Source organism: Paenibacillus allorhizosphaerae, assembly GCF_042659105.1.
GTDB classification, from domain to species: Bacteria; Bacillota; Bacilli; order Paenibacillales; family NBRC-103111; genus Paenibacillus_G; species Paenibacillus_G allorhizosphaerae.
In genome coordinates, this window is the sequence record NZ_JBHSRV010000002.1 from 330,929 (window position 1) to 353,399 (window position 22,471).

20 protein-coding genes and 1 pseudogene are annotated in these 22,471 nt (G+C 52.1%); 10 read left to right on the forward strand and 11 right to left on the reverse strand.

From position 1 onward, the window contains the following. Window position 1: 1 nt before the first annotated feature. Complete coding sequence (locus ACFQI7_RS10050; protein ID WP_218099630.1) at window positions 2-211, forward strand: tautomerase family protein; 210 nt, start codon at window positions 2-4, stop codon at window positions 209-211. Between the two features lie 296 nt (window positions 212-507). On the opposite strand, the gene ACFQI7_RS10055 is transcribed toward ACFQI7_RS10050, so the two are convergent. Beyond that, on the reverse strand, window positions 508-1,530 hold the full coding sequence (locus ACFQI7_RS10055; RefSeq protein WP_377516775.1) for a ComEC/Rec2 family competence protein: 1,023 nt from the start codon (window positions 1,528-1,530) through the stop codon (window positions 508-510). Then, the gene (locus ACFQI7_RS10060; RefSeq protein WP_218099632.1) at window positions 1,527-2,831 is read right to left on the reverse strand and encodes an extracellular solute-binding protein; all 1,305 of its coding nucleotides are present in this window, start codon (window positions 2,829-2,831) and stop codon (window positions 1,527-1,529) included. Before ACFQI7_RS10060 ends, ACFQI7_RS10055 begins: the two co-directional genes overlap by 4 nt. 369 nt (window positions 2,832-3,200) lie before the next feature. Between ACFQI7_RS10060 and ACFQI7_RS10065 the strand changes: the two genes are divergently transcribed. Then, a complete protein-coding gene (locus tag ACFQI7_RS10065) occupies window positions 3,201-4,046 on the forward strand; it encodes an AraC family transcriptional regulator (RefSeq protein ID WP_218099633.1) in 846 nt (281 codons plus the stop codon). Window positions 4,047-4,223: 177 nt separating this feature from the next. Here ACFQI7_RS10065 and ACFQI7_RS10070 read toward each other — a convergent pair whose 3' ends face one another. Both ACFQI7_RS10070 and ACFQI7_RS10075 read right to left on the reverse strand, forming a co-directional pair. After that, complete coding sequence (locus ACFQI7_RS10070) at window positions 4,224-4,796, reverse strand: pyridoxamine 5'-phosphate oxidase family protein (protein WP_218099634.1); 573 nt, start codon at window positions 4,794-4,796, stop codon at window positions 4,224-4,226. Between the two features lie 155 nt (window positions 4,797-4,951). After that, window positions 4,952-6,007, reverse strand: coding sequence for a YheC/YheD family protein (locus ACFQI7_RS10075; protein WP_218099635.1), 1,056 nt, complete (start codon window positions 6,005-6,007; stop codon window positions 4,952-4,954). A 421-nt stretch (window positions 6,008-6,428) separates the two neighbouring features. Here ACFQI7_RS10075 and ACFQI7_RS10080 point away from each other — a divergent pair, with 421 nt between their 5' ends. The 5 genes from ACFQI7_RS10080 (at window position 6,429) to ACFQI7_RS10100 (ending at window position 11,498) form a co-directional block, all read left to right on the forward strand. Further along, window positions 6,429-7,580 (forward strand): GNAT family N-acetyltransferase, encoded by a 1,152-nt coding sequence (locus ACFQI7_RS10080; RefSeq protein WP_218099636.1) that lies wholly within the window; start codon window positions 6,429-6,431, stop codon window positions 7,578-7,580. A 316-nt stretch (window positions 7,581-7,896) separates the two neighbouring features. Continuing rightward, window positions 7,897-9,216, forward strand: coding sequence for a hypothetical protein (locus ACFQI7_RS10085; protein WP_218099637.1), 1,320 nt, complete (start codon window positions 7,897-7,899; stop codon window positions 9,214-9,216). Beyond that, window positions 9,213-9,710, forward strand: a complete 498-nt coding sequence (locus ACFQI7_RS10090) for a hypothetical protein (RefSeq protein WP_218099638.1) — start codon at window positions 9,213-9,215, stop codon at window positions 9,708-9,710. The genes ACFQI7_RS10085 and ACFQI7_RS10090 overlap by 4 nt, the downstream gene beginning before the upstream one ends. Beyond that, window positions 9,676-10,713 carry a CehA/McbA family metallohydrolase gene (locus ACFQI7_RS10095; protein ID WP_218099639.1) on the forward strand — a complete coding sequence of 346 codons (1,038 nt, stop codon included), beginning with the start codon at window positions 9,676-9,678 and terminating at the stop codon, window positions 10,711-10,713. Before ACFQI7_RS10090 ends, ACFQI7_RS10095 begins: the two co-directional genes overlap by 35 nt. Before the next feature lie 20 nt (window positions 10,714-10,733). Then, window positions 10,734-11,498, forward strand: a complete 765-nt coding sequence (locus ACFQI7_RS10100; RefSeq protein WP_218099640.1) for an MgtC/SapB family protein — start codon at window positions 10,734-10,736, stop codon at window positions 11,496-11,498. Window positions 11,499-11,615: 117 nt separating this feature from the next. Here ACFQI7_RS10100 and ACFQI7_RS10105 read toward each other — a convergent pair whose 3' ends face one another. From ACFQI7_RS10105 to ACFQI7_RS10120, 4 genes are all read right to left on the reverse strand, one after another. Beyond that, a complete protein-coding gene (locus tag ACFQI7_RS10105; RefSeq protein WP_218099641.1) occupies window positions 11,616-13,280 on the reverse strand; it encodes an RCC1 domain-containing protein in 1,665 nt (554 codons plus the stop codon). A 531-nt stretch (window positions 13,281-13,811) separates the two neighbouring features. Beyond that, window positions 13,812-14,204, reverse strand: coding sequence for an MmcQ/YjbR family DNA-binding protein (locus tag ACFQI7_RS10110; RefSeq protein ID WP_218099373.1), 393 nt, complete (start codon window positions 14,202-14,204; stop codon window positions 13,812-13,814). Window positions 14,205-14,377: 173 nt separating this feature from the next. Continuing rightward, a complete protein-coding gene (locus ACFQI7_RS10115) occupies window positions 14,378-15,643 on the reverse strand; it encodes an MFS transporter (RefSeq protein ID WP_218099372.1) in 1,266 nt (421 codons plus the stop codon). Window positions 15,644-15,669: 26 nt separating this feature from the next. After that, on the reverse strand, window positions 15,670-16,119 hold the full coding sequence (locus ACFQI7_RS10120) for a MarR family winged helix-turn-helix transcriptional regulator (protein WP_218099371.1): 450 nt from the start codon (window positions 16,117-16,119) through the stop codon (window positions 15,670-15,672). A 187-nt stretch (window positions 16,120-16,306) separates the two neighbouring features. Here ACFQI7_RS10120 and ACFQI7_RS10125 point away from each other — a divergent pair, with 187 nt between their 5' ends. The 3 genes and pseudogenes from ACFQI7_RS10125 (at window position 16,307) to ACFQI7_RS10135 (ending at window position 20,050) form a co-directional block, all read left to right on the forward strand. After that, window positions 16,307-17,497, forward strand: coding sequence for a HEAT repeat domain-containing protein (locus ACFQI7_RS10125; protein ID WP_218099370.1), 1,191 nt, complete (start codon window positions 16,307-16,309; stop codon window positions 17,495-17,497). Between the two features lie 78 nt (window positions 17,498-17,575). Continuing rightward, a complete protein-coding gene (locus ACFQI7_RS10130; protein ID WP_218099369.1) occupies window positions 17,576-18,460 on the forward strand; it encodes an NAD-dependent epimerase/dehydratase family protein in 885 nt (294 codons plus the stop codon). A gap of 451 nt (window positions 18,461-18,911) precedes the next feature. After that, window positions 18,912-20,050: pseudogene (locus ACFQI7_RS10135) on the forward strand (IS3 family transposase). 271 nt (window positions 20,051-20,321) lie between these two features. Here the strand turns inward: ACFQI7_RS10135 and ACFQI7_RS10140 are convergent. The 3 genes from ACFQI7_RS10140 to ACFQI7_RS10150 are packed head-to-tail and all read right to left on the reverse strand — an operon-like array spanning window position 20,322 to window position 22,465. After that, a complete protein-coding gene (locus ACFQI7_RS10140) occupies window positions 20,322-20,663 on the reverse strand; it encodes a hypothetical protein (RefSeq protein ID WP_218099368.1) in 342 nt (113 codons plus the stop codon). A 10-nt stretch (window positions 20,664-20,673) separates the two neighbouring features. Next, window positions 20,674-21,879, reverse strand: a complete 1,206-nt coding sequence (locus ACFQI7_RS10145) for a conjugal transfer protein TrbL family protein (protein ID WP_218099367.1) — start codon at window positions 21,877-21,879, stop codon at window positions 20,674-20,676. 28 nt (window positions 21,880-21,907) lie between these two features. After that, window positions 21,908-22,465: a hypothetical protein gene (locus tag ACFQI7_RS10150; RefSeq protein ID WP_218099366.1), complete on the reverse strand. Its 558-nt coding sequence runs from the start codon at window positions 22,463-22,465 to the stop codon at window positions 21,908-21,910. Between the last annotated feature and the right edge of the window lie 6 nt (window positions 22,466-22,471).

Below are 22,471 nucleotides of genomic sequence, written 5' to 3' on the forward strand. Positions count from 1 at the left end.
GATGCCATATGTCAATATTAAAGTCACGAAAGAGCAAGAGCCAATAACACCGGAGCAAAAGCAGCGCCTAATCCAAGGCGTAACCGATCTGCTGAAGGAAGTGCTTGGTCGCGGTCCCAAAACGACAGTGGTCGTGATCGATGAGATCGATATGGACAATTACGGGATCGGCGGGGAAACGGTAGCAGCCAGAAGACAACGCGGCGAATAAGAAATTCACTAAAGGGCGTTTTAAGCTATATACCCATTAATTATTGGAATTAGCCAAAACTAGCCCCAGCGCAAACCGGCCAACCCTCATTTGTTATGCAAAGAAGCGGTAAGCCCGTTCACTCAGGCTCAAGCGAACTTGGCATAGACTGCACGGACAAAAGAAGATACAGCCTTTCCGGACGGACGCTGCCGCCCGAAAAGACTGTATCTATGTATATATGAGATTACTCATACGATATCCGGTAGGCATAACGCAGTACGGATACGAAACGAGGGGAGAAATACCGATTCACTTCATTTGCTCGATGACTCCGTCCCGCTTTTCGCAGGATAATCTTTCTCCGTTATGACATTCAGCTCTTTCCCGTCGGATGTGATTAGAACGTTACCGTGAAGGGCGGTTACATAAGTGCTTTTGCTGTTCTTTTGGTAGTTGAGCAGCTGCTTGAAATTGTTAAATTTATTGTAGCTGATGACGGATACTTTGGGAGCGACCGTCTGCAAAAAGCTTTGCGACGACGAGGTGCTGATCCCGTGATGCGGAGCATCCATGAAATCGGCGCGAAGCTGGTCGCCGTATTTCTCGACGAGCTCGACTTCCCGCTCGCGGTGGATGTCCCCGGTGAACAGGAACCGGGTGTTTTTGTATGTGAGCAGCAGGACAATCGAGGGATTGTTGACCTCGTCCAGCTCAAATTTTTTGATCGATCCCGGCAGCTCGCCTTTTTTCGGATTCATAACCTTCACATGGACCTCTTTGCCCAACTGGAACTCCATGCCTTCTTCAAGGAACGTTTGTTTTACTTGTTTGGCGTTGGCGGCCGCCAGCGCGCTCGTATATGAACTCCATTCGACGGGGCGAAGATTGCCCAAATAAAACTGATCGACCTGCTTCGAACGGAACACGCTCTCGAACCCTCCGATATGATCCGGATGCGGGTGGGTATTGACGGCGATATCGAGCTTATCGATGCCCAATTGGGTTAAATAACCGACGACTTGAGGGCCGACGGCGGGAATGCCCGCATCGACCAGCATCGTCTGGCCATCCGGCGACTGAATGACAATGCTGTCGCCGCTTGCTTCGCTATTTTGCAAATCCAGATAGCGAACGGTCAGCAAGTCTTTATAAGGCTTTGTCGCGAAAACCGCCTGTTTGCGTTTTTCGGCGCTCATCGCGGCCGTGTCCGGCTTCACGCCGGCACTGCTGGAGCCGGCAGAGGCCGCGGGCGTAGTGCTGCCGCAGCCGGCTGCCATGGCCAGCGCCACCAGAACGAGCAGCAGGAAAAATAGCCGCTGTTGTATTCGCTTCATCATTTCTTCTGCTCGGATTCAATCAATTTGTTGATCGCTTCTTCCGATTCGCGAAGCGCGGTATTGACGTCTTTTTTGTCGTTCACGTAATCGACGAAGTTATTGACAAGCAGCCCCCGGGCCTTGCTGTAGTACATCGAGTAGGCCGGTGCAGCGGCAGGCTTGCTTTTGAAAATGCTTTGGATCTGTTTGTTTTTCAGCTCCGGCGTATCTTGCAAGTAAGCGGCGTTAAACTTCGGATCCTTCATGACCGGCAGCTTACCCGCCGTTTTGGAGCTGAGCAGCTGCACTTCGTCGGAGAACAGCACTTCAAGCACGCGCATCGCGTCTTCCTTGTTTTTGCTCGTTTTACTGACCGTCATGACATGCAGGTCGTACATGCCGTAAGTGTTCGGACGTTCCTTGAAGCTCGGGAATTGCACGACGTCCCAATTCAAGTCCGGCGTTTGACGCAAGCGGTCCAAAATGTTGATCGTCGACAGCATAGCGACATTTTTGTCCTTTGTAAACCGGTCGAGCGCACTGCCCTTCATGACATCTTTCGGCTTATTGCCCGGAACGTCGTAAATGCTTTTCCCGATTTCGAATACGCGCTTGTAAGCTTCGTTGGCAAGTACGGCTTTATTCGTTTTCCCGTCGACGATATTCAGCGAAAGCGGAGTCAGCAATCGGGTCAAATAATCCGGATCGAGACCCCGGTACTCAACGCCCCCGTCGCTGCGGGATACTTTTCGCGCCACCTCAATGGCGTCTTCCCACGTCATGCCGTCTTTCGGGTAAGGCACGCCGAAACGGTCAAATATTTCCTTGTTATAATAGAGCGCGTTAAATTGCAGCATATTCGGCAGACCGATCAGCTCGCCTTTGTCCGACAGTGCTTTGATCGAATCGAGAGAGCCTTGATCGAAACGTCCCAGATCAAATTTCAGCTTTTCGGCAAGCGGTGTAATATTATCGAACAAGTCGAAGTCTTTGTAGTACGGCATGTTGCCGTTCCACACCGCTACCAAGTCGATCTGCTCGCCTGCCGCGATTGCCTTCTCAACATCCACCTTCGGGATGAACTCGATCGTAATGTGCGGGTACTTTTTCTTGACAGGCTCTGCGATCAGCAAATTAAAGTCGGCCTCGGTCCAGAGCGATTGAATTTGATACATTTTGAGCGTTACCGGCTCAAGCGGCTTTGCCGGCTCACCGGGCTTGTCCCCTGTTGCAGCGCCGCTGTTTCCGCCGGATTTGCCGCAACCTGCGAGCATGGCAGCCGCAAGCATTACCGTTAATGTTACTGTCATGTTCTTTTTCACTTTGAAGTCAATCCCCCTATATTTGTGGATATTCCGCATTTGTAACGCGGAGTTGAACCGAATGACTACGAAGCCGTCATAAATGGCATGCGTGGCCGAACGTGTGGAACCAAGCTAGCGACGCCTTCGTAATAAGCGATAGCAGCCGCGTCATAAAAATTTTTCGATATCGTGCTCTCCTTGTTAGGTCTTGGATGTAATCGCTTAAATAACATCATTATAGTGATCGGGGGGTCCCGGTATCCGCCCGATCTTGCGTATTCATGAATCGCTATATTACTATATGAATAGAATATAATTTAACAATGTCGATAATCAATCTAATGATTTTCATTTTGTGTAACTATTTTAAGACAATGGGGGCTCAGTATGGAAATTCGATACGGCAATGTCTATATGACCATTACCGATCTGGAGAAAAAGCTGCCGGTTTATTTAACGTGCGTGGGGAAGTGGAGCAATCAGTACCCGCTGGAACGAACGGATGGATTTCCGGACTATCAGTGGATTCAATGCACTTCCGGGCAAGGCATTCTTGAAATGAACGGGCAAAAATATATGATCGAGCCGGGGCAGGGGATGCTCCTGTTTCCAGACGTGCCTCATCGGTATTACCCGCAGATCGAACCGTGGGAAGTTCGTTGGATGGCATTCAACGGCACCTATGTCGGCGAAATGCTGCGTTCGCTCGAATTCAACAGTTCACGGATCATTACCGTGGCCAGCCCTGATCCGCTGCTCAAGCATTTATACGAACTGCATACTACCGCTCATTCGGCCGAGCCGCTCAAGAGCGTAAAATGCTCGTCGATCATTTATGCCATTATCGTCGATTTGTACCGCTATGGTTCGAACGTGGATTTGCGTTCCAAGCAGCAGTATTTCGATCAATTGTCGCCGGCCCTGCGCTTTATTGAGAGCCATTACAATGAAGCGATTACATTGAACGATCTTGCTTCCAGGCTTTCCGTGAGCCCGCAGCATACGTGCGTATTGTTCCAGATGACGCTCGGTCTCAGGCCGTTCGAATACATCACCGGCGTGCGTCTGAGCAAAGCCAAAGAACTGCTGCATCGCGAACCGCATCTGGACATCGGCGAGTTGGCGGGAAGGGTCGGATACGAAAGCACGAGCTACTTTATCAAAGTGTTCAAACGGATTGAAGGCGTTACGCCGGGCGATTTTCGCAAACGTTTCCACAACGGGCGGGAATAGCCGTAAGCTATGGGCAAACCAGCGGGTGAAGCGTTCAAACAAGCGAAAAGACGCTTCCAAAACCACGGTTCAAGCGGTAATGAAAGCGTCTTTTTAACACGTATATTCTTGTCAAGCTAAAGTTCATAGTAGCAGAAAAGACTCAGGGTCCGTTCCTTATATAGGGTATATGCGCAATCAGTCATCGATGCGATCGGAAGACGCCAGTTGACGGCCTAGCGGCGTAACGACGCCGTCCATGCTGACGGTGTTTTTTTCCCGGTGGTAATCGACCAGTCCCTGCTCGCCTTTTTGCCCGGCCCATCTCAATAGCGTATCGCGTTCGCTCTCGTACGAAAAGAACGGCACGCTGTACCCGCAGGACGTTTTCACGGCGTGGATGTCGGCATAAATGATTTGGCGGGCGCCCGGCAGCAATTCAAAATGCGGAATGAGCCGGTCCCATTCGGGCATGGAAGGCAGGATGACGCGCCCCTTTCCGTATAGGCGCAAGATCATCGGCGCGCCATCGAAAGCCATGAACATTAGCGTGATTCGATCCTGCTTCGTCAAGTGTGCGCTCGTTTCGTTGCCGCTTCCGGTCAAGTCCAAATATGCGACTTCCGTTGGCGAAAATATACGCAGTACATCATGCCCCTTCGGCGAAATGTTGACATGGCCTTCCGCCATAGCCGACCCGACGAAGAAAATGCGCTGTTTTCTAATAAACGCTTCATGCTCCGGGAGCATCGCCGGAAACTGTTTTCCCATTCAAACCACCTCATCGCTTCGGTATTATGGAATGGCTTCATTATGGAATATCGTTCCGGTTTTGTGAAGTATATATTTCCGCATAATCTTATAGGTTGTACCTATAACTATGCTGCCGCTTCCGCAAACCGCTGTGGTGGTAAAAAGGGATACACTCAAGCTTGGCCTCGCCGTTTTAGCACATATTTGGCATAACGGACCGGGTTGGCGTAAGAATCGTAAAAGGTCGAACCCATGCCCGCTTTCTTGAAGCTGTACCGCTGGTCGCGGCAATTGAGCTCGATGAAATACGGCTTTCCTTGGCGGTTCACGCCGATATCCAGCCCAACGTCGGCTAATCGGTTCAACCGCTTGCCCAAATATTTCGTTATTCTCAATGACAACTGTTTAACGGAATCGGAAACTCCCTTCGGATGGTTCAATGATTGGAACAAAATGTTGCATTTCACAGCCTTTCCGCCGCGGGCCAAATTCGTCACATGGCTTCCTTTTCTCGCAACTTTACCCACGATCCCGGTGACATGCCAGTTCCCGTCGCCGCCCCGCTGAACGCTTACGCGAATATCGTACGGTTTCCCCCGGTACTTGGCGAGAGAGATTCCTTCCTGAATCAAATACGGTTTCCGTTTTGCCGCCTGATGCACGATTTTCCGCGCATTTTTCTTCGTTCCCGCGTGCGTCCGTCTCGGCAGTTGGGCGACCCATTTGCCGCTATGCCCGCGGGAAAGTTTCATGATGCCATCGCCGACGCTGCCTTTCTGGGGCTTGATATAGAGGCTATCATACTGTTTCATCATACGGCGCAGGTTGGACTTTGAATAATTGACGGAGCGCGGGATATTGGCTTTAAAAGCGCTTTTAAGCATTTGGTGAATGCGGTATTTGGAGTAACGGTTGCAGCCGTTAAAAACATAGGAAATGCGGTTCAACCCGTTCAAGTTTTTTTTCGACCGGCTCGAGGTCGGGAATGTCCGGTTATGGATCACGCGGGGTATCTTTACTTTGCCATACGAGTATTTCCCGCGAGCGAACGTATAACCGTACGCCGTGCCTTGTCCCGGGTTCATGCGGTTCAGACTGAGATAGACCGGTTTGACATGGCATGTCGCGGCAGCTTTATTATAGAACGATATTTTTTCGGTGCCCGTATGTTTTTTCTTGTTCAGCCCGCGGAACACCAGATCGTCAACTAAAATCCCTACGCTGTTCATCGTTTTCCCCCATAGTCAGATTCGTACCATATCATACGCAATCAACGCTCTAATGGAGATACGATTGGCGATCTTTGGGCCAGGGCAGGTTCGTAAATTGCTTTGTCTCGATCAAAAATCGTAGCGTGCCGGACTCGACCGTACGCCATGCGGCGCCGCAATGAGTATATGCCGTGTGTGAGATGTCGCAGGGGTTAATTCACAGGAAAGTCGGTGTCCGAATACCGTATGCCGATAGGAAATTTTTCTTGCCGCGCTGCTTCCTTTCGCGAATGGATTCTAGTAAAATATTGGAATACGGCTTGATGTGTAGAGAGGTTCGAGCAGGCTTATTGTAAAGATTAAGCGCTTACCCTAAACAATGTAGATCGATTGCTGCATTACATTTTCATTTTTTCATTCGTTATTTCGGGAGGGAACAATGATGGTACAATTTCGCACCGCTCGTCCTGAGGATATTCCAGCCATGGTTGCGCTGTCGGATCGCGTATTCCGCAAGCCGCACCAGACATCCATGGGACAAGCGTATTCGCTGTTATTCTCGAACGAGAACGCCGGAAATATGTTGATTGCGGAAGAAGATGGCAAAATTGTTACGGTCGTCGGCTTGCTGCCGTCCGAAATTTCAATCGCCGGGTGCACGCTTCGCGTCCTGAGTATGGGCTCCGTCTGTACGGATGCGGACTATCGCGGCAAGGACTATGCCGGAACGCTGGTCAGGATGTCGATCGAGAAGTGCGAGCGCGAAGGCGTTCATTTGCTGCTCGTCTCCGGCAATCGGACGCTCTACCGCAGGAATGGCTGCTATGAAGCGGGGCTGATCCGTCACTTCACGCCTACTGCGGAACAAGCCCGCCATGCGGCGGAAAATAACAACAGCAGTCAAGCGGAAACCGTGGAATATGATGAAGCGAGAGACCTCGAGTCCATGCTTCGCTTAGTCCATAACGAACCCGTTCATTATGTGCGAACGAAGGCACAATTCGCCCGGTTGATTCATGGCGCCGCCGTATTCAGCAACAGCGCTATGAATCAACATATCGCCCTTCGGCGCAGCAATGGAGAGGCGCTCGCCTATGTCGTGTATGGACTGCCCGGATACGACGCGACTCGGACCCCGGCTGTGATCGAATATGCCGGCAGCGATCAGGCGGTACTGGAACTGCTTCGCGATGTGATGGAGCGACATCAGCTTGAGAAGCTCCGTGTTCCGGTCGGCGGAGACAAAGCGGCGTTTGGCGAAGCGCTGGCGGCAGCGGGGGCATCGGTTCGATGCGAGCCGATCCCGGGTACGATTCGTTTGACCGATTTGGCTTCCGTGTGGCGGTCGCTCGCACCTTATATACATGAGCGGCTCGGATCAGAGACGGCGGGGAAGCTCGACTGCACACGTACCGCGGACGGACAATACCGCATTGCTTACGGCGAGGAAACGTTAGCTCTCGATGCAAGAGGCGCTTTAACGCTGCTGTTTAGCGGAGCTCCCTGGGCGGCGGGAGATGCCCTTGGACCGCTGCTTGCGTCACTTTTTCCGCTGCCTTTCGTGTATACAAACAATTTAAACTACGTGTGAGCGCTATACCCTTCCGCGTCTTTTAATTCATAGGAAAATAGCGGTTGACAACTTCGGAGTCCGTATCCATAATAAGCGGTAATGGAGAGGTTAACCGCTTACCCTATTTTGTGAACGTTTACAGGGGAGGCGGAATCCTGCGGCACTCCTTTGGTTATCATCCGCGGACTGGCGAAAGGATGGAAAGCCGCGCTTCGAAACGGACGATAAGATCAGAAAGACAGCGCATTCATTGAAGGAATCGGCACCTTTCCCAAGAATGTTAGGGAAGGTGCATGTTTCTTGTTTTGTACAAAGCAAAGCGGAGGGAACAGGCATGAAGCGAAGCATATTTTCGTTAACAGGTTTACACTGGAAGGAAGTCCGTTCAGGCGAATCGGTGGAGGCGGAATTCGAGCTTCATCAAGCGGGTTTCGTGGAAATGAATACGGTTGCGCGATCGGAGAGCGATTGGCGGGTGGCCGATTATGAAGCTTCCGTGCTGCGGCTTACGCTGAACGGCGAATACAATCAGGATTGCGTGCTGTTTTACGGCGACCGGGCTTTGACTTATACCCGGCTGCTTGGCGCGCTGGAACCGGGGACGTATCGCTTGCGGTTCGATTTCAACGGGGAGCTTTCCTCGCCTCAAGTCCGCAGGGCTTTCATCGACTCCGTCGAATTGGTACTCATTGCCGGCGATTCCGAGCTGTACGAGATTTACCGTCACGCGCCGGTTTTGTACGGGCGCAATTTGTACAGTCCGCATGATAGCCGGTATACGGATACGCCGCTGCTGATGTTTTATTTGACGGAGCAGACCGAGGATTCCCGAATGATCGAATATCAGATCATGTTCAGCCATGAGGATGAAGGGACGCCGACTCCGCTGCTCATGAGCAAATGGGGGAGAACGACCGATATCGAGTGGGTGTACCGAGTCGTTCTGGACGTCGATGGCAACGTGCGGAACGCAGAATTCCAAGGACCGCACCATAAAACGACGGCGCATCAAGGCCGCACGCTGATGGGCGGGCATCCGGTGCTTCAGGTGGCGACGGCCAACGGGATGGTGCACGACGACGTTACGTCGGCGTACCGGTTTCTGTTTCCTCCTGTTCACCAGTGGCGTCCGCAGCAGGAGCCCCGTGAACGGGTGATGGACGCCTATCCATTCACGTATCAGGTAACCGCTTGGGAAATGCTGCGGCAGTTCCCGATAGAGAACCCGCATACGCTCAATTCGTTTCAGCTCGCGGATCTTCGGAACTATCTTTATGTACAAACGGCGAAGCGGACGAACGATCCGAAGGTGAAAACGTCGATCGATATCCAAGTGAAGCTGAAAGGCGTGAACGGCTGGTTCTCGGGCAGCTTCGGTGATTTGAAGCACGGCAATTTCCGCTGCGCCTACGACGGGCCTTATTCTCAATTTTCCACGACGGTGAAGCTGCCGCCGGGAACGAGTTATGCGGAGATCGAAGAAATATGCGCCGTATGGCTGCCGGGCGGCGAGGAACAGGTCGTCGTGCCCGAGTTCAAGGCGATGTTTCTGGACGCGGACTATTTGCCGCAACCTGCCATCCGCAGCGCTTCCCCGGTGACGCTGACGAAAGAACAGCCGAGGCAAACGTTGTGGCAGGGGAACGGGCGATGAATACGTTGCTTCGTGCGGGAGGCACCGTGACGCCAAGCTGCTCCAAAAGCCATATAACATATACGGTGCATCTGCACGATACGGTAGAGGAGCTGCACATCGAATTCGCCTATGAGCCGAAAGCATTGGCGGACGAAGCGAAGGCGAAGACGCTGATCGAAGAAGGTCTGCAGCGATACATTTTGCAGGAGTCTTTGGAGTCGTACAAAGGCGGCTGGGAGAGCTACCTGCCCTTGAAAAATTTGCTGACGCTCTCGTTTGACGACGAGAACGGGTTCCGGGGCGCCGGGCATCGTCACGATCCGGTCCAGCATCTAGTCATCGCTGCGGAAGAAGCATCGCCGGGACTCATTCCCGGATCGTTCCCGCGCGGGCAGCTGCGCGTTACGATTTCGCTGCACTGCATCGTAACCGAAACGTGCGGCTACCGGCTTCACGTTTGGGAAGGGGGAGACGGCGATGAACGACGCGCAGAAGCGCTGGCTTCCGTTTGAGCTGCATACGCATACGTTTCACAGCGACGGCAAGCAAACGCTTTTGGAGCTTGCGGAAGGGGCTAAAGCGCTCGGTTTCTCCGGTGTGGCGCTGACGGATCATAATACGATGACCGGACTTGCAGGCAAGGAGCACGTTAGCAGGCAGACCGGCGTAGAGATTATACCGGGCTTGGAATGGACGACTTTTTTCGGACATATGGTAACACTGGGGATCAAGGAATATGTCGACTGGCGCAATCTAAGCCCGTTTCATCTTCATCGCGGCATTGAGGATGTTCACCGGCAAGGCGGGCTGGCCGGCGTCGCTCATCCGTTCCGCGTCGGAAGCCCGATGTGCACCGGATGCTTTTGGGAATTTGAGGTATCGGATTGGCGGCAAATCGATTATATTGAAGTATGGTCGGGTTTGTTTCCGTCGATCCAACGAATCAACGCACGGGCGTTTGCGTTTTGGACCGATTTGCTTAATCGGGGATTCCGCATCGCAGCCACCAGCGGCAGAGACTGGCATGTGCCGGGGCCGGTCAGCGAACCGGTATCGGCAACGTTCCTCGGGCTTTCCGCCGCCGCCGCAAACCCGGAATCGCAGCCGTTGGCCGATGCCGCAGTAGACGCGCTGCGCCATGGTGCGGCTTCCGTCTCGGTGGGACCGCTTCCGCTGTTATCCGTTCGAACGGAAGACGGTCGCGAGCTGGCAGGGATTGGAGAAGCCGTCATGATTCCTCAAGGCGAGCCTCGGAAAGCCGTTCTTGCATCGCTATCCGTGGATTTTGCCGCGCGGGACGGGCAGTGGGAGCTGCAAAAGCGGACCGTCGAGTTCCGCTTGAACAGCAATCGAGGCGAACTTGCCGCTACTGAGCTGTCCCGCGATCGACCGGTGGCGACATGTCCGATTGATGCCAGCGGCGTCACCTGGCTGCGCGGGGAAATGTACGGCGTGATGCACGGCGTACATACGATGATCGGATTCACGAACCCCATTTATTTTGACATCCATTGAAGTTGAAGGAAGTGTGCAGCATGAATGAAATTTCAAGTATTTGGTTTATTACGCACGGCGAGCTGCTGCTTCGGATGGTGATCGCCGCAGTGCTGGGCGGTCTGATCGGCTTGGAACGGGAATGGAGCAATCATGCGGCAGGCTTTCGCACGCATATTCTCGTTTGTCTCGGTTCCGCCACGATTATGCTGTTATCGATTTATGGTTTTTCCCAATTCGTCAACCAGCCGAACGTACGTGTCGACCCGGCCCGTCTGGCTGCTCAGGTCATTAGCGGCGTCGGTTTTCTCGGAGCAGGGGCGATCCTCCGCAACGGCTCCGTCATCAGCGGGTTGACGACAGCTGCGTCCGTATGGGTCGTAGCCGCCATCGGCTTGTGCGTGGGTGCCGGATTTTTGTTCCCGGCGTTTTATGCTACGTTGATGGTGCTGATCAGCCTCTTTCTGCTCAACAAGTGGGAACGGCATGTGATGCGGCACCGCCGAAATCAAGAGGTCATCGTGAGAGCGGATGATAAACCGGGGGTGCTCGGTACGATCGCTTCCTTGTTCGGAGAACAAGGCATCCAAATCGTGAACGTCAAGATGATGCCCGATACCGAAGAAGGCAGCGAAACGAGACCAACGGTCCAACTGAATTTCAGTTTGAAGGCGCAGGATCAGGAGAAGTTTATGCACGCTCTAGACAAGATCAATTCGCTGGAGTTCGTGCTCTGGACGGAAGCCGGCAAGAGCGGACAGCTGGCATCGGCAGCCGGCTTCGGTGCACGCAATAGGGGGATGTAAGGGTGGTCTGAAGAAAGACCGGGCATCGAAAAGGATGTCCGGTCTTTTGGCGCATTGCGATAGTTTGTCAATAAAGTGGAATTTTAGGCAAGATGCTAAGATGCCCACACTGCCGAATCACGGCTGCGTCAAAGTGCCTTGATTGAAGTCCATCAACCAGGTCCGTTCCTGGTTGCCCGCATGATCGATGCTGTAAAACTCCACCGTTTGCGTTGACGCGGCAAATAGCAAGAGCGGCGAGGTGTACATTACCCACGATCCGCTGCGGTTCAGTCGATATTTCGTTATCGATACCCCGGAACCGCTATCGGTAGCGGTCATCGTTGCCGTTAGGCCGGTGACGTATTTTCCATCCGGTGACAGGATAGGGGCGAATTTTACGGCGGTTACCGGTGCCGTAACGTCCGGCCGGGTCGTGAATGTAACGGACGGACCATCATGGCTCGTGTTGCCCGCCGCGTCAAACGCCTCGACTTTGAACGTATAGACCGTGCCCGGTTGTAACGCCGAGACACTGTAGACATTGCCCGTCACGGCGGTTTGCAGGCTCTCGCCCTGATAAATCCGGTACCCGGCAACACCAACGTTATCGGTTGCTGCCGTCCAGTTTAGACGCGCTCCCGTTTCGGTAATTTCCGTAGCGGTCAGGCTGCTTGCAATGGGCCAAGCGGGAGCCGTCGTATCCGGGAACTCGATGGTAAAATCTTTTACTTTGACAGGCGTCAGGCGGTTCGTTATTGTGGCGTCGCCAATCTGTCCGTAGCCGTTATAACCCCATGCCCACATCGTCCCGTCGGATTTTAATGCGCTGGAGTAAGAAAAACCGGCTGAAATTGCCGTTACGCCGGTCAGTCCTTGTACCTGTACGGGAGTATTGCGCTGGATAGTGGTTCCGTCCCCAAGCTGACCGGCTCCATTGATGCCCCAAGCCCAAACGGTTCCATCGTTCTTGAGCGCCAAGGAAGAAAAACCGCCTCCGGACAAAGCCTTCACATCCGTCATTCCCTGGATCTGAACAGGTGTAAAGCTCTGTGTCGTGGTACCGTCGCCAAGCTGGCCGAAGGTGTTGTATCCCCAAGCCCACACGGTTCCGTCGTCTTTTAACGCAAGAGAGTGAAATCTGCCCGCACTAAATGCTTTCACGCCGGCAATGCCCGGGATCTGAACCGGCGCAAGCCGGTTCTTCCCTTCGCCGTCTCCGATTTGGCCGTTTCCGCCGCCGCCCCAAGCCCACAGCGTCCCATCCTCTTTCAATGCAAGGGTATGGTACAATCCTGCGGAAATCGCGGAAACCCCCGTTAGACCTTGCACTTGAAAAGGTGTCCAACGATGCGTAGTCGTTCCGTCGCCAAGAAAAGCGTAGTCGTTATTCCCCCAAGCCCAGACGGTTCCATCGTTCTTTACCGCAAAGGAACGGTACTGATTCGTAGAAATGGCCTTGACGTCAGCCAATCCCTGAACTTGTACAGGCGACAACCGGCGCGTGTTCGTTCCATCCCCAAGCTGGCCGTATGCGTTATCTCCCATAGCCCAAACCGTTCCGTCATTTTTTAGCACGAGCGAATGATCGAAACCGGTAGATACGGAACGGACATTCGTCATCCCGGCAACCTTCAAAGGCTCGCCACGCCCGAAGGTTGTGCCGCTCCCGAGCTGACCGTAAGTATTCGTTCCCCAAGCCCATACTTCGCCATTACTTACGGCCAGCGTGTGCATTGTTCCGGAAGAGAACGGAGGGCTGACGGGTTGTTCGGCGGCACTTGCAAAAACCGAAACCAGCATACAACAAATCATAACCAGCAGCGCGCAGGTTGCCATTCTGAAACGTTTAATGAAAATTGGAATCCCTCCCATTTGAAGATACATTAAGTATACATCTATGTTTATTTTAGATACAATATGTAACTTTGAGCGTGAAACAAAAATACTACAGAGATTTCGTCAACCCGTATTTTGCCATGTTTTTATTTGGTGTTAGAAATAAATAAAACATTAGACTGATAAATAAAGTATTAGTCCGAGAAAATATAGTTGTAGACTGAGAGATTTAAGTATTATTCAATAAAAACTTGGTGTTAAACCAGCTATTATTTTTATAGGTTTAATGCTTTTTGCTGCCTTCGTACATTCGATTTGGAATCATAATTGGTTACTCGCTGCATCTACTGTAATATTGAGTATCAGTATTAAAAAAGGTCTATACAGTAAATTGGTGTAAAAACCCATTATCGGGAATGGCGCAATGAAACAGCGATAGTCAAGGACTTTATTTTCTCGTCTATGACTGCCGCTGTTTCTAAATTTAAGGATGATTTAGTCTAATACTTTATTTTTCGGGAGCGTTTCCGTTTCGCAGCCGTTCGTTTCTTCAAACCGCTGCAGCAGCTTTTTGGATGCGAGCGACTTCCACGTGATGATCAAATGCCCCTTCAACTGCTCCCAATCAACCTCGTCGTTCAATCGTGCCAAAACATAAGGATACTTTCTGTAATGATCGGTAATAAAGTAGGTTTCCGGATTCATCTGCATGACAAAATCGCGCGTTTCAAACTCCATTTTCAATACCAAGGAGACCCCGTCTTCATGAAAACGAGCGAGCAGTTTGTCCTTTACTTTAAAGGACGGCGTTCCGTAAGACTGGCTTTCGACCGTCCCGGGTAAAGCCAATGCCAACCGGCGAAAGGTCTCAAATCCGCTGTATGTCATTATCAAGCCCCCTTTTTCATAGCCGAGCTCTCTATCACTCGCGAATCGAGCCGATTGCAATCTATTTTACCATATTTCGGAAAACGATGTCCCGATTATACTAAGAAAAAAGGAGAACGTCTCCGCGCTTGCTCCGGAATCCATTCTCCTCATATGAAACGATGAATGCTTGGTCAACTTCCGGCGATTTCGGATTGCTCCACAGCCGTTTTTTTGGCGCGAAACACCATAATGATGAACAGACAAGGAAGCAGACAAAGGATGCCGCTCCATAAGTAGGCGCCGTCGGCTCCGAATTTGCCCGCCATAAAACCCATGAGCAAATTTCCGACCGGCGTCGAACCGGCGAATACCAACGAATAGACGCTCATGACCCGCGAACGGTATTCGTCCTTGGCGTGCATTTGCAAGAGCGAGTTGGAGTTGGTAGAGAACAGGATGTTAAAAAATCCGGTTGCCGCCAGCGACAATCCGAGCAAATATACCGACCCGGACAAGCCGTTCAAAAATAAGAAACAGGCGATGACGACCGAGCAAATGATCGTTTGGGCCAGCTTCGGTCCTCTTTTGCTGCGAAACGACATCGTCAAGGCACCGGCCAGCGATCCGACGCCCAGGCAAGACATCAGCATGCCGTACGCTTTTTCGTCCAGATGGAGCACATCTCTTGTGAAGACGGGAATGAGCACGTTAAAGTTGTATGCCAGCGTACCGATGATCGTGACGAGCAGCAGCGTTTGCGCAAGCAGCCGGTCTCTAGCGATATATTGAATGCCGTCCTTGATTTCCTTCAGGATGCCGTCGCCTTTTTTCTTTTGTCTCACGTAAGGGATCGCCTGAATCCGAGTCAAACCGTAGATGACCGCGATAAAGCTGAGCCCGTTCAGCAGGAAGCACCAGCCGGCTCCCAGATACGCCATCATAACGGCGCCGATCGACGGACCGATAATCCGGGCGAGATTAAAGGTAGTGGAATTAAGCGCAATGGCGTTCATCAAGTCGTCTTTGCCGACAATCTCGATATTGAACGACTGCCTCGTAGGCATATCGATCGTATTGGAAAGACCAAGCAGGAACGCGATCGTCAGCACATAACCGTATTTGATCGTATCCGTGAAGACGAGGACGGACAACGTGAGCGCGAGCACCATTGAGATCGATTGGGTGACGAGCAAAATGTTTTTTTTCGGAAACTTGTCGATAAGCGCCCCGGCGAACAGCGAGAAGCATGTGATCGGCAAAAACTGAATCGTCCCGACGAGCCCAAGCAAAAAAGGCGATCCCGTCAGCGTAAGCACAAGCCATGATTGTCCGATGTTTTGCATCCAGGTGCCGATGAGGGAGACGCATTGGCCGAACCAGAAATAACGGTAATTTTTATGGGTTAGTGCATGAAAATGATTGTTGACGAGCCGGACTCCGGCGCTGCGAATATTCATAAGGTTCACCTGCCTGCATGTTTCGATCAAGATTTGGAGCTGTCTTTTTCGTATCGCGCCGCATTGCTGCCCATCTTCTCCAGCAGCTCAAGCGCAAGCCGCTTTTCTTCCTCCGTCAATCCTTCGGATAATATGTTGCGCCACTCTACGAGCACGGAGCGGACGTCGTCCTTGATGAGCATCGCTTTCTCCGTCAAAAAAACGCGATAAGAGCGCTTATCCTCCTCTCGCACTTTTCGTACGATATATCCTTGCTCTTCCAGCTTCTTGAGCGCTTTCGCGGTCGTGCCTTTATCGATCTTCAGATCGCTTGATATTTCTTCCTGACTGAGCCCGTCTTCTTTGTAGAGCGCATTGAGAAAAATATATTGGCCTCTCCCTATATCGTAATGTTTCAGCCGTTCGCCTACGTACATTTGGCCGTATCGGTACAGTAGGGACACCCAGCGGGGGATCGTGTTTTTACGGTCGATCATGACTTCCTCCTTCAGGCCGTACGATAGTTGCATTTGCCACTATCCATTATATGACTGCATTCGTTGCCATTGCAACTATTTTTTCGCAAGAAAGTTCGTTGAAAGGGTTTTTATTCCTTCTTGTTCTAAGGTATACTTGTCCTATACTTTATTACTATCCGACACTTTCACGGGGGCTGAACACAAAATGAGTCAAATTGGAGATATCGGCGCGCTTGGCCGCCAATACTTGCAGGCGGAATCGTATGGTGCGGCTGCGTTTTGCTTTTACCGCGCGATGCTGGAAGATCAGGAGAACGGCAACGCATGGAACGGCCTTGTGCTCTCGTTAAGCCTCATGCGGAAAGAGCAGGATTCCCAGACGGCGCTTGCCCGATTTGCGCTTCAACCGGGCCTTCCTTACGACCGTGATTTGATCGCCTTCGCGATGATGCTATGGCAGCAAAATCCGCGTGCGCTCTCGGAATGGGTGCGGGGAATCGTGACCCATCATAACCCATCCGGGCAAGATAAAGAGACGCTGAACGAACTCGCCGAAGATCTGGAGCGCTCTTATCAGCAGCTGGTTGAGCGCCATGGGGAGGAATCGCTGCGGGCGCAAGGCATGCTTTCTCTTGAAGAATATGCGGGACGGCGACTGGAGCTTGACTGGCTCGTGCAAGAGTCGTTCGATGATATTATTAACCAGGTGAAGCTGTGGATCGAGAGCTCGGACACGGAAGCGGTACTGTCCGGTGTGCGGCTGCTCTGCATGCTTCCCGATCCGCGAAGCGAGAAGATGCTGCGCCGCGTCTGCCGCAACGAGGAGCTTGACGGCAAAGTGCGGACCCATGCGCTGCTGGCGCTTCGCTGGCTTGGCGTCCGCGGCAACGCCCGGATTCACAAGATGGGCGAATCGTTCGTTATCAATCTGGACGATCCGAAGCCGGAGCTTACCGTATCGGTTCCGGTAGCCTACAAGCCGGCGCTCGACCGGATGAAGCTGTGGCTTGCGAAACAGCAAGGATTCGTAACGCAGGAAGAATACGAGAGCCACGCTTCGACGGACGAACCGGAGATGCCGGAGGCGCTCGCCGCGAAAGTAAGCGAGGCGGAAATCCCGGCCGTCTACCAGGAAGTGGTGCATATGCTGATTCGGGCGGCGTACGACAAATACTACCCGCTCGTGCCTACGGTGCGGGAAACGCGCTACTGGGCTGCGGCGCTGCTGATGCTGATGAAAGATTACGTGGAGGGCATCGGCGAAAGCTGGACGAACGGCGAGCCGGAGCAGGAGGAAACCGCAGTGCGTCACCGCAATTGGCTGCTGAGCGGAAGCCCGGACTATTACGACAATATCGACGCTGCCAAAAAAATGCGAGCCGCGTTCAACGGTTGAACCCATACAGCGGAGGAGCCGCGCTTCAATAGCGCGCGCTCCGTTTTATTTTAACAAGAAATAACGGGGGCGACGGTAATGAAAAAAGTGCTAGTGATGGGCGGAACCCGCTTTTTCGGGAAAAGACTTGTGCAGCACTTGCTGGATGAAGGAGTGGATGTGACGATCGCAACTAGAGGACGTACACCCGATCCGCACGACGGACAAGTAAACCGGCTCGTTCTGGACAGAGAAGATGCCGTTTCGCTGCAAGCGGCGGCGGACGCAGGCCCGTGGGACATCGTCTACGATCAAATCTGTTATTCCCCGCAAAACGCCGCGGATGCGTGCGAAGCGTTCAAAGGGAAAACCGGCAGGTATATTGTCGTCTCGACGCGCGGCGTGTATGACCATGGCCCGCAGCCGATCGCAGAAGACGCCTTTAACCCATTTACGTATCCTGTGAAGCTCGGAGCGCGATCGGAATTTTCTTACGAGGAAGGAAAACGGCAGTCCGAGGCGGTGTTCTTCCAACGGGCGGATTTCCCCGTATGCGCGGTGCGGATTCCGATCGTGCTTGGCAAAGACGACTATACCCGGAGGCTGCACTTTCATATCGAGCATGTGCGTGGAGGCTTGCCGATCGGCGTGCCGCAACCGGAGGCGCGAATGTCGTTTATTCATTCGGGCGAAGCGGCATCGTTCCTTGCATGGCTTGGGAATGTGCCTCAGTTGACCGGTCCGGTCAACGCTTGTTCCGACGGCGATGTCATGATGCGGGAAGTCATTGCCTGGACGGAGGAAGCGGTTGGACGTAAAGCGGTCATTACGACGGGTTCGGAAGCGGAGCATATGTCGCCGTTTGCCATCCCTGATTCGTACTGCTTGGATACGTCCAAAGCAAGAGCGGCGGGCTACCGGTTCGAATCGATTCGGGATTGGATGCCGGCGTTGATCCGTGAGCTTGCGTCGGCCGGTAGCTAGGCGAAAGCAGCAACCCTCCATTCACAGCCAACAAAAGAATATGCTGCTGCACAATTGCTTAGAGACGGGATCGCTGGGTAATGAGATCCGGCTTTCCCTGAGCCAATATTTATGAACAGTTGTTAAGGTCGGGTCCCTTGGAATAGGGGCCAATTTGTTTTTCCTACCCGACATAAGCCCTCATGTTCTTCCTCTTCTCTTTATTGCCCGGTTATCTGGCCCAAAATAAGGAAATAATATGGTTCAAGAAAACTTCGAAGGGCTTTCAGGTGAACGCGTATGAATGAAGAACAACAAGAATTGCAACGACAGCTTGTCCAAATGTCGAATAAATCATGGCTAAGTGATGGTGTATTCACTTGGACTTGGTGGTTTGAGCTGGGTATGGTGACCTCGCCCCCAATAGATAGACACATAGAAAACCTCTAAAATAAATGATGGAGGGATTCACATGGGGCAGAAGAAATTTGATAAGGCATTTAAAGAACAGGCGGTACTGCGTATTCTTAGCGGAGATTCGACAGCTTCAGTGACAGCTAAGGAGCTTGGTGTTCACTACACCACAGTCCGGGACTGGGTGAAGAGCTACAAGCAGGATGGAATAAGCGCCTTTCCAGGCAGCGGAAACCTTAAGCCTGAAGACGAAGAGCTTCGGAAACTTCGTAAGCAGTTGGCTGATATTAAGGAAGAGAATGAAATCTTATAAAAAGCGGCGGCCTACTTCGCGAAAAATCTGAAATAAATACGTTCAATTTTATTTATGAACACGCTTCGAATTTCGGATTGCGAAGATGTTCCAGGCCCTTAATGTCTCTAGAAGCGGTTATTATGCGCACATAACTCGTCCAGAGAGCAAGTGAAGCAAGGAGAATCGCGAACTCTCAGAGACGATTAAAGAAATTCATACAAAAGAGCTCTAGAATCTACGGATCGCCGCAGATCACTAACAATCTGCCGCCTGAAAAGAAAGCGAGTCGTGGTCGAGTGGCTCGCTTAATGCGGAAGCACGGCATTCGTTCTAAGGTTGTGAAGAAATACAAAGCGACAATGAACTCGAAACACGATCTACCGGTAGCGGAAAACCTCATCCGCCAAGATTTTACAACGAACAAACCAAATGAGAAATGGCTTTCGGACATTACCTATATTCCAACAGCGGAAGGATGGCTGTACCTCGCCGGTGTAATGGACCTGTACGGACGTAAACTCGTAGGATGGGCCATGGACAGCCGTATGAAGACAGAACTAATCGCCAATGCGTTAAAGCAGGCGATTGGCCGTACTGGTGCCTTAGCAGGCTTAATTGTCCATTCGGGTCGAGGCGTGCAATATGCGAGTAAGGAATACCAGCAGCTTTTAAAGAAACACGGATTCGTCTGCAGAATGAGCCGAAAAGGTAATTGCTATGACAATTCACCGATGGAATCGTTCTGGGGCAAGCTCAAGATGGAGAGGCTCAACGAGCGCAATTTCAAATCTAGAAGTGAGGCTAAAAAGGCTGTCTACGAGTACATTGAATTATTTTATAACCGCAGGAGAACGCACTCATCTAATGGTTACGTGGCACCTTTTCAGTATGAAAACCGGTAACAACCCGATAGGCAAACGGCTGTGTTGAGGGATTCTAGCTGTCTACATTTTCAGGGCAAGGTCACAAAGCAGGATCTACATTTAAGTACACAAATTCAGGCTACACGCACCTAGCCAAACCAGGTACAACTTACTGATGAAAGTTCAGTCTGGATAAGGACCAAGCCGCTCCGTAGCTAGCAGGCAGCCGTCAGTGAAATTCGACGGCTGAAGCTCTGTGAAAAGTTACTCGTCATGTGTAATGAAGCGAATCAACCTCGACTGTCGCCAATCATTTCTTCTTCGAAAACGTGCACGTCTTCGATCCGGCGTTGCCGAATTTCGTGGTAAGCTTATCGCCTTCGGCCTTGAGCTCGATCGTATCCGAACCGACGCTTCCGTAGTCGATGCGGTACGTATTTCCTTCCACGTGCTTGTATGTCCCTGTGACCGTTTGGCCCCCGGTTCTTGAATACGATACGGTTCCGTCCTTGTAGAAGGTGAAGTTGTCATGGCAGCGGCCTTTATCGTCAGCTGCGACTTCCCATTCGCCGGTGAAGCCGGCATCGTTTTGCTTGGAGCATGCGCTTATCAAAAGTAACGTGAGCATAAAGAGGATGAGTATTCGATTCATGAGCGGCCTCCTATTTGATCAGTTTGACCAAGCTGCGGCCTGCGCTGGTGACGGTATTCGCCGCCATTCCTGCCGCCTTGCGGCCCGCGCCGGTGGAATACATAAACTCCCGGATAAAGGCAGGCGATTTGATCACGAGCACCATGCAGCCAATCGATCCGAAGATCCCCATATACTCGCCTTTGAACGGGTTGGTTCCGGTCGCCAGCTTGATCGCCATCATAATGAGCAGGTACTGCACGCTTTGAGTGAAGGCGACCGACAACAGGTGACGCCACCAGCTCGGGAACAGATTGAACTCCTGATTCAATATCGACATGATCGCCACCGGTCCCGATACGACAAGAAAGGCGAGCTCGGCGAAACGAAGGCACTGCTGGAAGGCGAAGACCGCCAGCAGCGCAAGGAAGACGAGCGCGAGAATGACGATGAACAAGCTGGACGTTGCGCCCGTGAACAGCAAGTAAATGGCGGCGAATCCGACCAGTTGGCCTCCTCCCGGATCGATGCTCGGTACAGACAGAAAACCCCGGCTGAATTCACCCGAGAGCGTCAGGATGCCTTCAATACCCCAGGGCATGCCCATCATGAACACAGGAATCAGGAAAATCTTCGGGAGCAGCTTCCTCAGCTCGCTCCGGTCTCCGTCGGCCAAAGACAGCACATAAATCCGCAGGCACTGATAAATCAGGAAAACGGTGGCAAGCGACCAACTGACGCCCTTGATCAGGTTGAAAAATGTATTGACGGTAGGATTCTCAAGCAGGTCTCCGGGCTTTAGAATAAAGATTTCAAGCATATCCTTCATTACGTTGAAGGCCTGGTTCGCAAGATCGATCAGGATGTTCTGAAATTTGCAATCGATCTCGGTAAAGCCGCAATCCCGCTTTTCAATCTCTTTCGACTGCTGCTTTTGTGCTGGAGGAGCGGGAGGAGCCTGCGGCGAAGGGCTGGGCGTAGGGCTCGGCGCAGGCGTCTTGTCCGGAGTCGGCGTTGGAGCGGTGGTCGGACCCGGCGTCGGTGTCGGATCCGCAACGACGTGGTTGGCAGGCGCATTAGCGAACAGCAGAAGAATGACAAGTAGCAGAACCGCCGGTCGGGACAGCTTGCCGTAATATTCGCGAATCGTTTCCTGCACCGGCTTATCTTTGGTGCTTAGGCGCAAATAGACCCGTAATTTGTCTGCTTTTCGAAATAACCGCTGCAACAGTCTCATCGGAACTCCTCCCTTTGTTCGCAGGACTCTACAATTTTTGCTGTTGGACGATTTCCACGCGATCGATCAAATAAGCTTGCTTGGCATCTGCCCTGATCATGGACAGCTTGACATAGGTAAGCGTAGTAGACGCGACATTGTTTACCTTCAACTGATGCTTCAGTACAAGCATCCCGGTTCCGCGCCGTTCATCAATCCGGTGGAAGTACGGCTCGACATCGCTGACGGCGCCCGAAATCGGTACCGTATCTTTGGGGATTTCACCCTCCGGTCCGGAAGGGAACAGACTTTTGTATCCGTTCTCGGTCAAAAAAGACTTTGCCTGAGAATACCGGTCGGATAGCCGGTTGAATGCAAAGAACGCTTGAGCGAATCCGGTAATCGTCGGAATGCCATCTCCGGCTAAGAATGCTTTTGCCTCATCCCGCTCCTTCGTCACTTCCGTAATCTGCTGCGTGAGAGCGTTTATGCGGGATTGCCCGTCGGACACCGCACGTTTGGCGGACAATCCCCAGAATGTCGCGCTCATGAACAAAAAGAACAGAACGCCGATGACAATCCATTTTATTCTCTCATCGATCTCCATGCCTTG

Excerpts from the sequence above, each read along its gene's own strand:
- ACFQI7_RS10130 (WP_218099369.1), top strand. The coding sequence starts at position 17,576 with ATGAAAAAAGTGCTAGTGATGGGCGGAACCCGCTTTTTCGGGAAAAGA.
- ACFQI7_RS10140 (WP_218099368.1), bottom strand. The coding sequence starts at position 20,663 with ATGAATCGAATACTCATCCTCTTTATGCTCACGTTACTTTTGATAAGC.
- ACFQI7_RS10065 (WP_218099633.1), top strand. The coding sequence starts at position 3,201 with ATGGAAATTCGATACGGCAATGTCTATATGACCATTACCGATCTGGAG.
- ACFQI7_RS10145 (WP_218099367.1), bottom strand. The coding sequence starts at position 21,879 with ATGAGACTGTTGCAGCGGTTATTTCGAAAAGCAGACAAATTACGGGTC.
- ACFQI7_RS10105 (WP_218099641.1), bottom strand. The coding sequence starts at position 13,280 with ATGCTGGTTTCGGTTTTTGCAAGTGCCGCCGAACAACCCGTCAGCCCT.
- ACFQI7_RS10085 (WP_218099637.1), top strand. The coding sequence starts at position 7,897 with ATGAAGCGAAGCATATTTTCGTTAACAGGTTTACACTGGAAGGAAGTC.
- ACFQI7_RS10125 (WP_218099370.1), top strand. The coding sequence starts at position 16,307 with ATGAGTCAAATTGGAGATATCGGCGCGCTTGGCCGCCAATACTTGCAG.
- ACFQI7_RS10055 (WP_377516775.1), bottom strand. The coding sequence starts at position 1,530 with ATGATGAAGCGAATACAACAGCGGCTATTTTTCCTGCTGCTCGTTCTG.
- ACFQI7_RS10095 (WP_218099639.1), top strand. The coding sequence starts at position 9,676 with ATGAACGACGCGCAGAAGCGCTGGCTTCCGTTTGAGCTGCATACGCAT.
- ACFQI7_RS10090 (WP_218099638.1), top strand. The coding sequence starts at position 9,213 with ATGAATACGTTGCTTCGTGCGGGAGGCACCGTGACGCCAAGCTGCTCC.
- ACFQI7_RS10075 (WP_218099635.1), bottom strand. The coding sequence starts at position 6,007 with ATGAACAGCGTAGGGATTTTAGTTGACGATCTGGTGTTCCGCGGGCTG.
- ACFQI7_RS10080 (WP_218099636.1), top strand. The coding sequence starts at position 6,429 with ATGATGGTACAATTTCGCACCGCTCGTCCTGAGGATATTCCAGCCATG.
- ACFQI7_RS10150 (WP_218099366.1), bottom strand. The coding sequence starts at position 22,465 with ATGGAGATCGATGAGAGAATAAAATGGATTGTCATCGGCGTTCTGTTC.
- ACFQI7_RS10110 (WP_218099373.1), bottom strand. The coding sequence starts at position 14,204 with ATGACATACAGCGGATTTGAGACCTTTCGCCGGTTGGCATTGGCTTTA.
- ACFQI7_RS10050 (WP_218099630.1), top strand. The coding sequence starts at position 2 with ATGCCATATGTCAATATTAAAGTCACGAAAGAGCAAGAGCCAATAACA.
- ACFQI7_RS10100 (WP_218099640.1), top strand. The coding sequence starts at position 10,734 with ATGAATGAAATTTCAAGTATTTGGTTTATTACGCACGGCGAGCTGCTG.
- ACFQI7_RS10115 (WP_218099372.1), bottom strand. The coding sequence starts at position 15,643 with ATGAATATTCGCAGCGCCGGAGTCCGGCTCGTCAACAATCATTTTCAT.
- ACFQI7_RS10120 (WP_218099371.1), bottom strand. The coding sequence starts at position 16,119 with ATGATCGACCGTAAAAACACGATCCCCCGCTGGGTGTCCCTACTGTAC.
- ACFQI7_RS10070 (WP_218099634.1), bottom strand. The coding sequence starts at position 4,796 with ATGGGAAAACAGTTTCCGGCGATGCTCCCGGAGCATGAAGCGTTTATT.